7 protein-coding genes are annotated in these 16,129 nt (G+C 70.1%); 1 reads left to right on the plus strand and 6 read right to left on the minus strand.

The window, feature by feature from the left end:
• The first annotated feature begins 43 nt into the window (after nucleotides 1-43).
• Nucleotides 44-4,891, plus strand: coding sequence for a type I polyketide synthase (locus ABZ855_RS36695; protein WP_360814378.1), 4,848 nt, complete (start codon nucleotides 44-46; stop codon nucleotides 4,889-4,891).
• A gap of 96 nt (nucleotides 4,892-4,987) precedes the next feature.
• Here ABZ855_RS36695 and ABZ855_RS36700 read toward each other — a convergent pair whose 3' ends face one another.
• From ABZ855_RS36700 to ABZ855_RS36725, 6 genes are all read right to left on the minus strand, one after another.
• Nucleotides 4,988-6,085, minus strand: coding sequence for a hypothetical protein (locus ABZ855_RS36700; protein WP_360814380.1), 1,098 nt, complete (start codon nucleotides 6,083-6,085; stop codon nucleotides 4,988-4,990).
• A gap of 167 nt (nucleotides 6,086-6,252) precedes the next feature.
• Nucleotides 6,253-8,334, minus strand: coding sequence for an amino acid adenylation domain-containing protein (locus tag ABZ855_RS36705; protein ID WP_360814382.1), 2,082 nt, complete (start codon nucleotides 8,332-8,334; stop codon nucleotides 6,253-6,255).
• Entirely contained in the window at nucleotides 8,331-9,476 is a 1,146-nt protein-coding gene (locus ABZ855_RS36710; protein ID WP_360814384.1) for an acyl-CoA dehydrogenase family protein, read from the minus strand. Before ABZ855_RS36710 ends, ABZ855_RS36705 begins: the two co-directional genes overlap by 4 nt.
• A gap of 34 nt (nucleotides 9,477-9,510) precedes the next feature.
• A complete protein-coding gene (locus ABZ855_RS36715; RefSeq protein ID WP_360814386.1) occupies nucleotides 9,511-9,777 on the minus strand; it encodes a phosphopantetheine-binding protein in 267 nt (88 codons plus the stop codon).
• A gap of 2 nt (nucleotides 9,778-9,779) precedes the next feature.
• Nucleotides 9,780-10,673 (minus strand): 3-hydroxyacyl-CoA dehydrogenase family protein, encoded by an 894-nt coding sequence (locus tag ABZ855_RS36720; RefSeq protein WP_360814388.1) that lies wholly within the window; start codon nucleotides 10,671-10,673, stop codon nucleotides 9,780-9,782.
• A 43-nt stretch (nucleotides 10,674-10,716) separates the two neighbouring features.
• A complete protein-coding gene (locus ABZ855_RS36725) occupies nucleotides 10,717-16,113 on the minus strand; it encodes a type I polyketide synthase (protein ID WP_360814390.1) in 5,397 nt (1,798 codons plus the stop codon).
• Nucleotides 16,114-16,129: the final 16 nt, after the last annotated feature.

Raw genomic sequence — 16,129 nt, forward strand, 5'->3', positions numbered from 1 at the left:
CCGTGTCTCCCACAGAACCAGGGCGGAACGAGAAGTGACCGACATGAAACAGACCACCGAAGAACGACTCGCGCGGCATCTGCGCACCATGGACAACGAGCTGCGCGCCGCACTGAGCCGCAACCGCGAACTGCAGGACCGGCAGCGCGAGCCCATCGCCATCGTGGGCATAGGCTGCCGCTACCCCGGCGGCGCGGACAGCCCGGACGGCCTGTGGCGACTCGTCCGAGACGGTCAGGACGCGACTGGCGGCCTGCCCGTCAACCGAGGCTGGGACCTCGCGGGCCTGTACAGCCCGGACCCGGACACCCCTGGCCGCAGTTACAGCACGGCGGGCGGTTTCCTGCACGACGCGGACCGCTTCGACGCGGAGTTCTTCGGCATCTCGCCGCGTGAGGCGGCGACCATGGACCCGCAGCAGCGGCTGCTGCTGGAGACGTCCTGGGAGGCGGTGGAGAACGCGGGCATCGACCCGCGTTCCCTCCGCGACAGCCAGACTGCGGTGTTCGCCGGGACGAACTCCCAGGACTACGCCGACGTGCTCGCCGAAGCCCCCGAGGCCGCCGAAGGATACGTCGTCACCGGCACCACCGGCGGCATGGTGTCCGGACGGATCTCCTACACGCTGGGACTGTGCGGACCGTCGTTGACGATCGACACCGCTTGCTCGTCCTCCCTGGTGACCCTGCATCTCGCCGTGCAGGCGCTGCGCAACCGGGAGTGCGTCGCCGCGCTCGCGGGTGGCGTCGCCGTACTCACCACCACTCGTGGGCTCAGCGAGTTCAGCCGACAACGCGCGCTGTCGGCGGACGGTCGCTGCAAGGCGTTCGGGGCGGGCGCCGACGGATTCGGCTTCGGCGAGGGCGCGGGGATGCTGTTCCTGGAGCGCCTCTCCGACGCACGCCGGCATGGTCATCCGGTGCTCGCCTTGATTTGCGGCTCGGCGGTCAACCAGGACGGCGCGTCCAACGGCATCACCGCCCCGAACGGGCCCTCCCAGGAGCGCGTGATCCGGGAGGCGCTGGGCGCGTCCGGGGTGCCTGCGGGCGAGGTCGGTCTCGTCGAGGCGCACGGCACCGGGACCAAGCTGGGTGACCCGATCGAAGCCCGGGCCCTGATGGCGGTGTACGGATCGGTACGGGACGCCGACTCACCGCTGTGGATCGGCTCGGTCAAGTCCAACATCGGACACACACAGGCCGCGGCCGGTGTCGCCGGTGTCATCAAGGCCGTGATGGCACTGCGGCACCGGACTCTGCCCCCCACCCTGCACGCCGAGGTGCCGTCCCCGGAGATCGACTGGTCCACACGCACCGTCCTGCCGCTCACCGACGCCCGGGAGTGGCCTGCCGGGACGTACCCGCGCCGCGTCGGGATCTCCGCCTTCGGCATCAGCGGTACCAACGCCCACCTGATCGTGGAGGAAGCGCCCGAGGATGCGGCGCATACCGCGGGCGGAACCGTCCCGCCCCCAGCCGAGGAAACGGATCCGAGCCCTCTTCCCTGGCTGCTGTCGGCCCGGTCGGCCGACGCCCTGCGAGCGCAGGCGAGCAACCTGCTGGACTGGACCGCCGGCCGGCGTGACGCAGCTCCCGGGGCCGTCGCCCGGGCACTCGCCCACGGCCGCAGCCGGTTCGAACACCGCGCGGTCGTGCTGGCCGACGACGCCGTCGGCTCCCGTAAGGCTCTTGCGGCTCTGGCTGCGGGCGAGGAGAGCCCCGACCTGGTCCGCGGCGTGACCTCGGCACAGGGACGGCTGGCGTTCCTGTTCTCTGGGCAGGGCAGCCAGCGCCCAGGTATGGGCCGGGACCTGTACGAGGCCTTTCGCGCCTTCCGCACGGCCTTCGACTCGGTCTGCGCGGAACTCGACGAGCATCTGCCCCGGCCGCTGCGCCCGATCGTCTTCGCCGAGGCGGGAACGCCCGAAGCAGCGATGCTGGACCGTACCGAGTTCGCACAGCCCGCGATCTTCGCCGTCGAGGTGGCCCTGTTCTCACTGCTCGGCTCCTGGGGTGTACATCCCGAGCGGCTGCTCGGACACTCCATCGGCGAACTCGTCGCCGCCCACGTCTCAGGTGTGCTGTCCCTGCCCGACGCCTGTGCCGTGGTCGTCGCCCGGGGCCGCCTCATGCAGGCTCTCCCCGACGGAGGTGCGATGGCCGCGGTGCAGGCGACCGAGGAGGAAGTCCTGCAGCTGCTGGAGGGTTGTGCGGACCGTGTCGGCGTCGCGGCGGTCAACGGGCCGCAGGCGGTCGTCATCTCCGGTGACGAGGAGGCCGTGGTCGGCGTGACCGCTCACTGGCGGAAACGGGGCAGGCGCGTCAAGCGGCTCAACGTCAGCCACGCGTTCCATTCCCCACGGATGGACGCCATGCTCGACGACTTCCTCGCCGTCACCTCGTCGGTCTCATACTGCGAGCCGTCGATTCCGATCGTCTCCGACGTGACCGGCAAACCGGCCGACGCGGGCGAACTGGCCGACCCACGCTACTGGGTGGACCACGTGCGCCGCACCGTCCGCTTCCAGGAGGGAGTCGAAGCGCTACAGGCGGACGGGGTCACCGCGTTCGTCGAGCTGGGCGCCGACGGCTCACTCAGCGGTATGGCAGCGGACTGTCTGGACGACCGGGCCTCGCTGTGTCTGGCGAGCCTGCGTCGCGGCATGCCGGAGACGCGCTCGGTATTGACCGCCGTGGCCCGGCTCCACTGCCACGGCACCGACGTGGACTGGGCGGCGCTGCTTCCCGGCCGCGGGCCGTACCTCGACCTGCCGACCTATCCCTTCCAGCGGGAACGGCACTGGCTGGACGCGGAACACCGTCCGGGCTCGGTGGAGGACCGTCGTTTCTGGTCCCTGGTCTCCAGCGCCGACCCGTCCACCGTGGCCGGTGAACTCGGTGTCGCGCCGGACGCCGACCTCGCCGTAGTCCTGCCCGCGCTCACGCGCTGGCGTGAGCACGTCGCACGGCTGGGCGACACGGACGGGTGGCGGTACTCGGTCGCTTGGCGCCCCGTGCCGCACGCCGGCGGCGGGGCGCTGACGGGCACATGGCTCGTGGTCGGTGACGACGAGTGGATCCGAGCCGTCCTCACCGGGCTGGGGGCCGAGGTGAAGCACCTACCGGTCCCGGAAACGGCCGACCGGGCGGAGCTCACCCGGCTACTGGCCGGGGTGCCGGAACCGGCGGGCGTTGTCTCGACCCTGACCCTGCGTCCCACGGACCCGCAAAACGATGTGACACGTGGCGTGCAGACGACCCTCGCACTACTGCAGGCTCTGGGAGACGCGGGCGTCCGGGCTCCGCTGTGGTGCCTGACCCGTGGCGCTGTCGCCGTCGGGGACGAGTCTGCCGACATGGCCTCCGCCGGGGTATGGGGACTGGGCCGGGTCGCGGCCCTGGAACATCCCGACCGGTGGGGTGGCCTGGTCGATCTGCCGCCCACCGCGCCGGACAGCCTGGAGCGGCTGATCGCGAAAGCGCTCACCGCAGACGAGGACCAGGTGGCGATCCGGGGTGAGACGGTCCTGGCGCGGCGTCTGGTCTCCACGCCCGCCCGACCCGGCGCCGCGCCGGAACTGCCTGGAACGGTCCTGGTCACCGGTGGGACGGGGGCTCTCGGCACCCGGATCGCCGTCTCGCTCGCTGCACGGGGGACACCGCGTCTGCTGCTGCTCAGCCGTCGGGGTCCCGACGCGCCCGGCGCGTCGCTGCTGCGTCAGGAACTGGAGGAGCTGGGAACCGCCGTCACGATCAGGGCGTGCGACGTGTCAGACCGGGCGGATCTCGCCCGCGCGCTGGCCGAGGTGCCGGACGAGCATCCGCTGAGCGCCGTGTTCCACACGTCGGGCGTTCTGGACGACGGCCTATTGGACACTCGGACCCCGGAGGGCACCAGCGAGGTGCTGGCGGCGAAGTCCGTGGCGGCGCGGTACCTGCACGAGTTGACCGTCCATGAGGACCTGCGCGCCTTCGTCCTGTTCTCCTCGTTGTCCGGCGTCCTCGGCAACGCGGGACAGGGCAGCTACGCCGCGGCCAACGCCCAGTTGGACGCTCTGGCCGAGCACCGCCACGCCCTGGGGCTGCCGGCCACCTCGGTGGCGTGGGGGCCATGGGCCGACGACGGCATGGCCAACGGGCTCGCCACCGAGCGGCTGCACGAGAGCGGGCTGCGACCCATGGCACCCGACCAGGCCGTCGCGGCTCTCTGGCAAGCGATCGCCGAAGAGGCGCCGGCCGTGACGGTCGCCGATGTGGACTGGGACGCCTTCGCGGGCCGGACCGCGGCCTTCCGTCCGATCCGGCAGCTCGCCGAGCTGGTCACAGCCCCGGCAGGACCGTCCTCAGGTGAGGCGGCGTCGGCCCTCGACCTGGTCCGGCTGTCGCCGGGCGAGCGACACGACCGGCTGTCCGGCATGGTGCACCGGCAGGCGGGTCTCACACTCAGGCACGGCGCCCAGTGGCGACTGGAGGCCGGCCGGCCGCTGCAGAGCCTCGGCTTCGACTCCCTCACCGCCGTTGAACTGCGCAACCGTCTTGAGGCCGCCACCGGCCTGAAACTGCCGAGCACCCTGGTCTTCGACCACCCCACCCTCGACGCGCTCGTGGCGTTCCTGGAGGCCGAGATGTTCGGCGGGGGCGCACGGGCAACGCAAGCGGCACTCGCCGAGATCGACCGGTTGGAAAGCACACTCGGTGCCGTGGCACTCGACGGCGCCTCGCGCGCAGCGATCGAAGGGCGGCTACGGGGTCTGCTCAGGAGCTGGTCCGCGGAGCGTGACCCGGATGGAGCCGCCTCGCTCACCGAGGCATCGGCCAGTGAGGTCATCGATTTCATCACCGGGGAACTGGGCATCAAACCGGCAGACAACCTCGCCGCTGAGGGGCCGTGAGGCCCGCGGGGGGCCGGGGACCCCTGACCGTGTGAGCGCGCCGAAGACGGGGGCCGGGCGTCCAGCGCCCGGCCCCCGTCTTCGGTCAAACGCGTGTCACAGGGACCAGCGCTCACCGCCCAGCGACGTCGATGCGACCCGGAACGACGGACCGCCGCCGGCCGTCACGGAGATGGTGGAGAAGTACATACGGTCCGTCCTGCTCGCCGCCCAGGACGCGGAGAGTTCCGCCATCACGGTGTCCACTGCCTCTTCCGCGACGATAGCCCGGTTGCCCAGGGTGGACCGCACGAACGCCGAATCGGCCGAGAGAGGCTCGTAGTCGCACGGGATGACGGTGATGGACCACTCCCGGTCCACGCTCAGCTTCCGGAGCCACTCGGCGTCCAGGCCCGAGGCGTTGCCGGGAATCATCGAATTCGCCACCAACCTGCCCGACGAAGCCAGAGGGACACGCCGCAGCACGCTCTCCAGGAGCCGGGATCCGTCGGAGCCGCCGTCTCCCGTCCACGGCAGGTCGAGGACACCGAACGTGGGCATCATTGGCACGTTGACACCGATCGTGTCGAAATCCCCGTCGAATGTGAGCTCCCGCGCGTCGCCCCATCGCGGCTGCAGCGTGGTACCGCACTGGTTGACGGCCAGATTGACCTCGAAAAGCGGAGCCAGCTTCTCGTCGATCTCGACGGCCTGCACGCTCGTTGCCGTTGCGGCCATCAGAACGGCCTGGCAGCCGGTGGACGAGCCGATGTCGAGACACCTTCCCCGGGCACCGGCAAGCTGCTGCCCGATCCCTATGGAATCGCGACCGTACCAGCCGTATCCGGTGTTGTTGGCGGTGCCGACGAAGACCAGGCGGCCGAAATGCTCGATGAGGCGGACCTGTGAGAGTGCGACAGTCTCCCCGGATTCCGACGCGGCCCCCATGCCGACGAACTGGTCGAGCAACGGCTCGGTCAGAAGACGTACGGCTTCACCGCGCGGCACGGCCTGGGAAAGACAGAGAAAGTCGACGGCGTCCCGCAGGTACGGGGTGAGCGACGACCGGTCCCGGACAAGCGCCGACTTGCGCGTCCCACTCGTCCGGTAAGCGCGCAGCAGGGCGGCCAGGCCTGTTTCCTCCACCCGCGCTGTGAACTCCCCTGCCGCCGCGTTCAACACGGAGTCGGTGGTGATGCTGTGAACTGATGACACGGTTCTGGCGACCTCTCTCTGGCTGTTCGATCGGCCGGCGTGTCGGACACGCCTGCCGACCCTTCACCCGCGCCATGGCTCGTCATGCCCTACGACGAGCCATGGCGCGGGATCCCGTTGGTACGGGGTGGTGGCGCCGGTCCTCGACGCGCCGCACACCGGTGATGTCACTTGGACCCGTGCGCCAGTTGGGCCGCTGCCTTCCTGTCGAGCTTTCCGCTGCTTGTCCGCGGCAGTCGTTCCAGACGGTGGTAGACGACGGGCACCATGTACTCCGGCAGCCACCGGGCCGCGTGCTCGCGCAGGGCTTCCTCCGTCAGACCGGTGGCCCCGGACACCGCGGCGTGCAATCGTGGCCGGCTCGGGTTCGCGCTCTCCAGCACCACCACGCACTCGGTAACACCGGGCGACTGCAGCAGGACGTTCTCGATCTCACCCAGGTCGATGCGGATACCGCGGATCTTGATCTGGTTGTCGGTTCGGCCCAGGTACTCCAGGTCCCCGGAAGGCAGCCAGCGCCCGATGTCACCTGTGTCGTACATCCGGCCGTCCGGATGGCCGTACTCGGGTACGAACCGGGCCGCCGTCAGCTCCGGATCGCCCAGGTAGCCGCGCGCGACACCCGCGCCTGCCAGAAACAGCGTGCCGTAGACACCGACCGGCATGGGCCTACCGTGGCGGAGGACGTACACCCGGGTGTTGTCGATGGGCCGGCCGATGGGGACGACACCTGTGAACGCCGTCGCGGGACAGTTGTAGCCCGTGACGTCCACCGTCGCCTCCGTGGGACCGTAGAGGTTCACCAGCCTGGCCCCCTGGGCGGCGAAGAGTTCACCAAATGTGGTCACCTGACCGGCCAGCAGGCTCTCCCCGCTGGAGAAGCACCAGCGCAGCGAAGCGAGCGCCGTGAGGTCGCCGCCTCCGTCCTTGAGGTATTCCAGGAATATCCCCAGCATGGACGGGACGAAATGCAGCACGCTCACCCGCTGCTTGCGCACGGTCTTGGAGATGGCCAGCGGGAAACGCTCCATCCCGGGGGCGAGCAGATGCATGCGCGCGCCGGCGAAGAACCACCAGAACAGCTCCCAGACCGACACGTCGAAGATCACCGGGGTTTTCTGCAGCAGCGTGTCCGACCCGGTCAAGGGGTAGCGCCGCTGCATCCAGTTGAGCCGGTTGACGACCGACTCGTGCTCCACTTCCACGCCCTTGGGCCGACCCGTGGACCCAGAGGTGTAGATGACGTAGGCCAGGTCGCGGGGGCCACTGTGGGACTGGAAACCGGGATCCGGGCCGGTGTACAGCTCCGGATCGTCCAGCGGCACCGACGGCACCGCGATGCTCTCGGGTACCGCCAGGCCGGGTTGCGTGAGCACCAGCGGGGCGCCGCTCTGTGCCACCAGGCCGGCGAGCCTCTCCGGCGGCGCGTCGGGGGCCAGCGGCAGGTAGGCACCACCAGCCTTGAGGATGCCTATGACGGCCACCGGCAGGTCGAGGCAGCGTTCCATCAACACCGCCACGACCGTGCCGACGGTGACGCCGCGCCCGACGAGGTACCGGGCCAACCGGTCGGTGCGCTCGTCCAGTTCGCGGTAGGTGAGCGAGTCGTGGTCGGTGCTCACCGCCACTGCGTCCGGGGTGCGCAGCGCCTGCGCGTGGAAGACGCCGTGCAGTGTGCGCTCCGGCGGCAGCGGGTGGGCTGTGTCGTTGTAGTCGCGGAGCACTCGGGTCCGTTCAGGGCCGTGGAGCAGTTCATAGGTGGCCACGGGACGTTCGGGATCGGCGAGCATGCGCGGCAGTACGGCCAGATACACCGACACCAGCGTCTTCGCGTCCAGCGCGGCACCCGGAGCGCCGTTGTGCGTGCAGAACACCCGCTCGTCGTCCACCTCCAGGGCGAGCCGGAAGACCCCCTCCACGGTGCTGTCCTCGCCGGGCTCCGGCGGGTCCGTGCGCGTGCCCAGCAGGATGGCGTGCTGGGCTTCCTCGTCGGCGTCGGGTGCGTCGTTCACGCCGGTGACCATGGCGTCGCCGCTGTCGCCCAGATCCACCGTGAACGCGACCGTGCGGGCCGGGTCCGTCCCGTGAACCACCCGGACGACCGGACTGTCGTCGTGCGTCACGTAGGCCAGTGCCAGCACGGCGGCGGCGAGCTGGAAAGACTCGGCCTCGCGGGAGGGCAGGTCGCCCAGCGTTTTGGTCGCCACCGTGTCCAGGAGGCCCTCGGCGGCGATGTGCGTGGTGGTCATGAGGCCTCCGCCACCGCGTTGACCAGCGCCGGAGCCAGCGAGCGCTCCAGAATCTGCTCGGTGCCCTCAATGATCGTGAGCACCTTGGCGTCCCGGTAGGCACGCGCGGTCACCGACTGCTCCGAAACACCCGAGGAGCCGAGGAGTTGCACCGCGGAGGCGGTGTGCTCCTGAGCCACCCGGCATACGAAGTACTTGGCAAGCAGAATCCGCTCGGTGGCTGCCGGGTCCTTGGCGCCCATCGCCCGTGAGGCGGAGACGCAGAGATGGCGGGCGGCTTCCAGATCGGCGCCCATCCTGGTGACGAGTGATTGGACCTGGCCGTGGTCGATCAGTGTCCGGTCGAAGGCCCTGCGGGTGCGGACGAACCGCGCGCACTCCGCGAAGCATGCTTCGAGCATGCCGAGCGCCATCCAGGCGACCGCGTGCCGCCCGTGTTCCAGGGCGGTCGGAATCAGCACCGGCAGTGCGAAGCCGGGCTTTCCGACCACCGCCTCCGGTGCGATCTCGCAGTCGGAGAAGGTGATGCGGGCCAGTCCCGCAGCGCGCAGCCCCAGTACGTCGCCCATGGGCTCGATGCTGACGCCGGGGTTGTCGCGCCGCACCAGACACGCTTCGGACCGGCCCTCACGCTGCACGAACACCAGCAGGTCGTCGGCGCGGCGGCCGAAGGTGATGAAGACCTTCGTTCCGTTGACCAGAAGCCGGTTGGCCTTCTCCAGCAGGCTGGCGGATATCGCGGCCAGGTCACTTCCGGCATGCGGTTCGGTCATGCAGATCGCGGCGACACGGCTGCCTTCTCCGAGGGCCGGCAGGACGTGTTCGCGATGCCACGCGGTGCCCCAGCGGGCCAGGGTCTGCGCCATCATGCCGTGCACGTTCACCAATGAGGCCAGCGAGACGCTCACCCTGCCCAGCGCCTCGTACATGAGTCCCGCCTCGATGGGCGACCAGCCACCGCCACCGACGGCCGACGGCAGCGCGGCGCCGAGGAGTCCTGCCTCGCCACACCAGCGGACCACCTCCTCGGGCAGGATCTCGCCGCGCTCCCATGTGTGGGCGCTCCGCGCCCAGCGGCCCGTGACCAGCCGCAGCATCTGGTCGTGATGCGCGCGCTCCTCCGGGTCAAGCAGGTGTTCCATGACGATCAGCCCATTCTTCCTTTACCAGTGGTGGTCAGACGGACTGCGCTTCGAGCTGCTTGCGCTGCACGAAGTCGGTGATCTTGGCGATACTGGCGAAGTTGGCCAGGCTGAGGTCGTCCACGTCGACCTCGATCTCGAAGGTCCGCTCGACGAAACTCATCAGTTGAATCGCGAACAACGAATTGACCCTGCCGGACTGGAACAAGTCCTCGTCGCGCTCGGGGGCAGGCGAGGTGTCACGCGCGGCCAGGAAATCCCGTACTACGTCGTCGATCTCGTTGATGGTGCGTACGGTCATGGTCATTCTCCTGTCGTAGTCGCCACGGCTGTCGCACCGTGGTAATGGTGGAAACCCTGGCCGGACTTGCGTCCCAGCCGCCCCGAGGCGACCATCTCGCGCAACAGCGCGCAGCCGTCGTAGCGGTCGTCGCCATAGCTGTCGCGGAGGTTCTCCAGGGTGAGCAGCACGGTGTCGAGGCCGATCAGGTCTGCCGTCTCCAGCGGCCCCATGGTGTGGCCGAAGCACTTCTTGAAGATGTCGTCGACCGCCGCGGGGTCGACGCCCTGGTCCTGTACGACCCTGATCGCCTCGTTGAAGAAGAGATGCGAGATCCGGTTACTGACGAACCCCGGGAAGTCCCCGACCACGACGGCCTGCTTGTCCAGCCGGGCGAGCAGTTCGTGTACCTGGTCGAGGCACTTCTGCGAGGTGTCGGCCCCCCGCATGACCTCCACCGCGTCCTTCAGGTAGGAGGGGTTCATGAAATGGATGCCGACGACCATGTCGGGACGGCGGGTCATGGCCGCCAGCCGACCGATCGGGATACTCGACGTGTTGACGCCGATACCGACGCCGTCGGGCAGCACCTTGTCCAGGTCGTGGTAGAGGTCCCGCTTGGTCTCCCACTTCTCGCTGACGTTCTCCACCACGAACTCGCACTCGGCGAGCGCCGCCAGGTCGGTGGTCGTGACGAGTCGTTCCTGCGCCGTGTCAGTGGCCAGGCGGGGCAGGCGGGGGCGTACGGCGGGCAGGAACCGGTTGACGTCACGCAACAGTTCCCGAGCCGCGGCCAGTGCGGCCTCTTCCTGGTCGACGGCGACGACACGGAATCCGTGGACGACGAAGTCGACGCAGACGGTGCTGCCGATGTTGCCGACTCCCAGCACGCCGATGGTGCGTAGGGGTTGGGTCATGGTTCCTCTTTCGGTGGGCGGTGTCAGCTGGGCGTCTCAGTGGTCAGCGCTGTTCTTCCAGCCAGGTGTGCACCTCGGCGGCGACGGCCTCGGCGTGTTCGGCGACGATGGTGCAGTGGTCGCCGGGGACGACCGCCTCGCGATGCGAGAGCGGCCAGTGCGCGCGCCAGTCGTCGGTCATCGGCGGTGCTGCGGGGTCACCGGGGATGCAGTCCTCCGGTCGGACGAACAGCGTGGGGGTGGCCACGGCCTCCGGCGCCCAGCCGCGGAAGAGCCTGCGGTACGCGCCGAGGGCCGTCAGCGTCGTGAAGTTCATCGTGGTGAACCTGGACCGGCGCTCGTTGACCTCGTACGTCATCGCCTGACGCATGCTCAGCGACATGCTGTCGGGTAGATAGGTGTCGAGGAGTACCAGGCCCTGGGCGGACTCTTCCCGCTCCTCCAGCCACGCCGCGACCGAGTGCGCGAGCCAGCCGCTGGACGAGTATCCGAGCAGCGCGAACGGCCTGCCTCCGGCGCAGCGCATCGTCTCGCGAGCCAGCGCCTCGACCAGCGCTTCACGCGTCGCCGCGATCGGTTCGTCGGGAAGGAAACCGGGCACGAAGACCATCGACAGGTCACGCCGCTCTCGGAAGAACATGGACAACCGAGCGAACTGCAGCGACTGCTCTACCGGGGCGAAGGGCGGGAAGCAGACGACGGCCGGCCCCTCGCCGCCGGTGGCCAGCCGGACGAAGCCGGGCCCGCCCTCGACCTGTGAGGGGTCTGTGAACGTGCTACGCAGCCCGGCCGCGCCGGTCAGCAGCGCCTCGACCTCGGTCATCCGCCCACGGATCGCGACCTGCCGGTAGATGGCCGCGAACGACTCCCCCGACTCCACGACCGGGCCCGCCGTGTGCGGGCCCGCCGACGCTCCGTCGGCGAGCGCGGTGTGGAGGAACTCACCTATGGCGACCACCGTCGGATGCTCGAAAACCAGCATCGCCGGGAGGGCCAGGCCGGTGGCGACGTTGAGCCTGTTGCGAACCTCCACGGCGGACAAGGAGTCGAAGCCCATCTCCACGAAGGGCCGATCGGCGTCGACGGACGCGGCATCCGCGTAACCCAGTACATCGGCTACCGTGGCGCTCACCAGTTCCTTCAGCGCGATCCGCCGCTCCTGTGGCGGCAGACCCGCGAGCGTGCGGCGGATGTCGCCCTGGCTCGCCGGAGCTGCGGCGGGGCGTTCGGCGAGCAGGTCACGGGCCTGGGGCAGTTCCTCGACCAGTGGCCGTCGGCGGGCGGCCGTGTACCCGACGAGGAACGTCTCCCAGTCGACGTCGGCGACGGTGACCCTGGTCTCGCCATCGTCCAGTGCCCGCCCGAGCGCGGCCACGCAGTCCTCCGCCGGCATGGGCACCAGGCCGCGGCGCAGTAGGTGCCGCGCGCCGTCCGGTCCCACCATTCCCGACTCCGCCCAGACACCCCACGCCACCGCGGTGGCCGGCAGCCCCCGGGCGCGGCGTCGTTCGGCCAGCGCGTCCAGGTAGGCGTTGCCGGCGGCGTAGGCCGCGTAGCGACCGCTGCCCCAGATACCCGAGACCGAGGAGAACAGCACGAAGGCGTCCAGTTCGTCGTCGGTGAAGAGTTCGTCGAGGACCCGTGCTCCGTCGGTCTTGCTGGACGAGACCGCCCGGAACTCGTCGAGATCCATGTCGGCGATGGCGGTGTTCTGGCCCACGCCCGCCGCGTGGAAGACGGCGCGCACCGGACCCTCGTCCGCGGCGATCTCGGCGACCAGGGCGGCCATGCTCTCCCGGTCCGTCACATCGGCAGCAGCCAGCCGCACACGCGCTCCCCGCCCTTCAAGTTCCTTCCGCAGGTCGGCGGCGCCCGGCGTCTCGGCGCCGCGCCGCGAGACCAGAACGAGAGAGCAAGGGCCTTGGGCCGCCAGCCAACGGGCGATGTGCGCACCGATCGAGCCGGTTCCGCCCGTGACGAGGACCGTGCCGCCAGGGCGCCAGCTACCGCGCGGCTCCGGGGCGGCGGGCGCGGGCACGAGCCGACGCCGCAGCACTCCGCCGACGCGGATGGCGAGCTGGTCCTCCTCACCGTCGCCGTCGAGGACAGCCGCGAGCCAACCGGTGGAGCGGTCGTCGAGCCTTTCCGGAAGGTCGATCAGTCCGCCCCAGCGCTCCGGATGTTCGAGACTTGCGACCAGACCGACGCCCCAGCAGGCAGCGGAGAGCGGGTCAGGTGCCTCGCTCTCGGTCGTGGCCACCGCGCCCCTTGTCAGGCACCACAGCCGCGCGCCCGCCCCGATATCACCGAGGGCCTGGACAAGGACAAGGAGATTTTCCGGCCGGCTGGGCAGACAGATCACGCCGGACAACAGCGGCACACCTCTGACCGCCATGGCCAGTGCCTCGGCGGTCGCCTTCCGGTCCGTTTCCCGTCCCAGTTCGACCGTCACGGCGTCCGCCAGCACCCGGGTCAGGGAGCGGAGCACGTCCGGGTCACCCCCGCCAGGGGGGAGCACGACCAGCCAGGAGCCCGGAACCTGGGCGACCGGGGCCCATTCCACCGGGTTCCAGACAACCCGGTACCGCCAGGAGTCCATGGTCCGTCGGCGCGTGTTGTCCCGGTGCCACCGCGCGAGTGCCGGCACCGCGGGCTCCAGTTCGGCCGGGACGCCGAGCGTCTCGGCGAGCGTGGGGAAGTCCCCCTTTTCGACAGCAGACCAGAAGGCTTGGTCGCCACCCGCGTCCCGGCCGTTCCCAGCCGTCCGGGCCGGAGTGAGCCAGTACCTCTGGCGCTGGAAGGCGTAGGTCGGAAGCCGGACGGCCCGGGCCTCGGGAAGGACGGCCGTCCAGTCGACGGCGGCGCCATGGGTGTGGGCGTGGCCGAGCGCCTGGAGGACGGTGTGGGTTTCGGGGTGACCCTTACGGCAGGCGGGCGCGGTGAGGTGGGTGTCGGTGAGGAGAGGTGTGAGGGCGGCGTCGGGGCCGATCTCGAGAAGGACGTGGGTGCGCGGAATCGTGTCGACGGCCTTGGCGAAGTGCACGGCGTTGCGGGCGTGGTCGATCCAGTAGTCGGGGGTGTCGATGAGGTGGGAGGTGTCGGCCGCGGCGTGCACAGGGATGGTGGGCGGGCGGAAGGTGAGCTGGTCGATGACGGCGCGAAACTCCTCCAGCACGGGGTTCATGAGGGGTGAGTGGAAGGCATGACTGACGTGGAGGCGGGCCACGCGGGTGCCGCGCTGACGCCAGTGGTCGGCGAGCCGACCGATGTGCTCCTCGTCCCCGGAGACGACTACGGAGTCGGGACCGTTGACGGCGGCCACCACGACCTCGGGAGTACCGGCCAGAACCGTGCTGACCTCTGTTTCCGAGGCGTTGACGGCGAGCATGGCACCACCGGGAGGTAGTTGCTGCATGAGACGGCCGCGGGTGACCACCAGGCGTGCGGCGTCCTCAAGGGAGAGAACGCCGGCGGTTGCGGCGGCGGCGATCTCACCGACGGAGTGGCCGATGACGGCTCCGAACCGCACGCCCCAGGACTGCAAGAGGCGGGCGAGCGCCAGCTCGAAGGCGAACAGGGCGGGCTGCGCGTACTCAGTACGGGCGAGTGTCTGTGCGGCGTCGTCCGCGTCGGACCACATCACCTCGCGTAGGCCACGCCCGAGGAGCGGATCGACTATCGAGCAGATCTCGTCGAGTGCGTGGTCGAAGGCGGGGAAGGACCGGCTGAGTTCGCGTCCCATGCCGACGCGCTGGGCACCCTGGCCGGTGAAGGCGGCTGCCAACGGCGTGTCGCCTGCGGCGGTTGTGGTGGGTGCGGTGGCGGCCAGCTGGTGCAGTCCGGAGAGCAGTTGGGTGCGGTCGCCGACCAGGACGGCGCGGTGACTGAACAGGGACCGGGTGGTGACCAGTGAACGGGCTACCTCGGCGAGACCACTCCCGGGACGGGCGGTGATGAAATCGCGCAGTGCCGCGGCCTGCCCCGACAGGGCCTGACCGGACTTGGCGGACAGCACCAGCGGCACCACGTCCGCGGCGGTGTCCGTCCTCGGCCCGCCCTCCCCCGGGCCGGCGGTGAACTCCTCCAGCACCACATGCGCGTTCGTCCCGCTGATGCCGAACGAGGAGACGCCGGCCCGGCGCGGCCCGGCTCCGCGAGTCCACTCCCGCTCCCGCGTCAGCAGTTCGACGCCATTGTCCTCCCACGCCACCTCGCTCGTGGGCTTCTCCGCGTGGAGGCTGGGCGGCATCGACCCGTGCCTCATCGCCTGCACCATCTTGATGATGCCGCCGACGCCCGCGGCGGCCTGGGCGTGGCCGATGTTTGATTTCAACGACCCCAGGTACAGGGGCGTCGTGTCGGCGTGGGCCCGGCCATAGGTGGCTATCAGCGCCTGCGCCTCGATCGGGTCACCCAGCCGGGTGCCCGTGCCGTGCCCCTCCACGATGTCGACATCGGCCGGAGTCAGTCCACCGCTGGCCAGCGAGTCGAGGATGACCCGCTGTTGCGCCTGGCCGTTCGGCGCGGTGAGGCCGTTGGAAGCGCCGTCCTGGTTCACCGCGGAGCCACGGACTACGGCCAGCACCTCGTGGCCGGCCCGCAGGGCGTCCGAGAGCCGCTCGACCACGAGCATGCCCACGCCTTCGGACCAGCCAGTCCCGTCGGCACCGTCGGAAAACGACCTGCACCGGCCGTCCGGAGCCAGCCCGCCCTGCCGGCTGAACTCGATGAAGCCGCTGGGCGTCGCCATCACGGTCACGCCCCCCGCCAGGGCGAGGTCGCACTCGCCGAGACTCAGCGCCTGGCAGGCCAGATGCAGCGCCACCAACGAGGAGGAGCACGCGGTGTCGATGGTCAGCGCGGCGCCCTCCAGTCCCAGGGTGTAGGAGATCCGCCCGGACAACAGTGAGGTGGACACGCCGGTGATGCCGTAACCCTCCAGGCCCACACCGGCACTCTGCGCGTCGAACCCGTAGCCCTGGGGCGCCGCGCCGACGTAGACCGCGGTGCGACTGCCGCGCAGGCCCGCCGGATCGATCTCGGCGTACTCCAGCGCCTCCCAGGACGTCTCCAGCAGCAGCCGCTGCTGCGGGTCCATGCCGGTCGCCTCACGTGGCGAGATGCCGAAGAATTCAGCATCGAACTCCGCCGCCCCGTACAGGAAGCCGCCCTCACGAGTGAGGGTGGTGCCGGGCCTGTCGCCATTCGGGTCGTAGATCCGCTCGGTGTCCCAGCCTCGGTCCGAGGGGAACAGGGAGACGGCGTCGGTCCCGGTGGCGACCAGGTTCCAGAGCTCGTCGGGGTTGCGTACGCCGCCGGGAAAACGGCAGCTCATGCCGACGATGGCGATCGGGTCGGCCTTGTCCCGGGCTTCGTACTCCCGCAGTTGTTGCCGGGCGAGCCGCAGATCGGCGCTGATCTGCTTGAGGAAATGCCTCATCCGGTGCTCTGTCGAC

This window comes from Streptomyces sp. NPDC047042, from assembly GCF_040644035.1.
In the GTDB taxonomy this organism is placed as follows: Bacteria; Actinomycetota; Actinomycetes; order Streptomycetales; family Streptomycetaceae; genus Streptomyces.

What these genes read in the sequence shown, in the direction of transcription:
- ABZ855_RS36695 (WP_360814378.1), top strand. Translation starts at nt 44, where the DNA reads ATGAAACAGACCACCGAAGAACGACTCGCGCGGCATCTGCGCACCATG.
- ABZ855_RS36710 (WP_360814384.1), bottom strand. Translation starts at nt 9,476, where the DNA reads ATGGAACACCTGCTTGACCCGGAGGAGCGCGCGCATCACGACCAGATG.
- ABZ855_RS36705 (WP_360814382.1), bottom strand. Translation starts at nt 8,334, where the DNA reads ATGACCACCACGCACATCGCCGCCGAGGGCCTCCTGGACACGGTGGCG.
- ABZ855_RS36725 (WP_360814390.1), bottom strand. Translation starts at nt 16,113, where the DNA reads ATGAGGCATTTCCTCAAGCAGATCAGCGCCGATCTGCGGCTCGCCCGG.
- ABZ855_RS36715 (WP_360814386.1), bottom strand. Translation starts at nt 9,777, where the DNA reads ATGACCGTACGCACCATCAACGAGATCGACGACGTAGTACGGGATTTC.
- ABZ855_RS36720 (WP_360814388.1), bottom strand. Translation starts at nt 10,673, where the DNA reads ATGACCCAACCCCTACGCACCATCGGCGTGCTGGGAGTCGGCAACATC.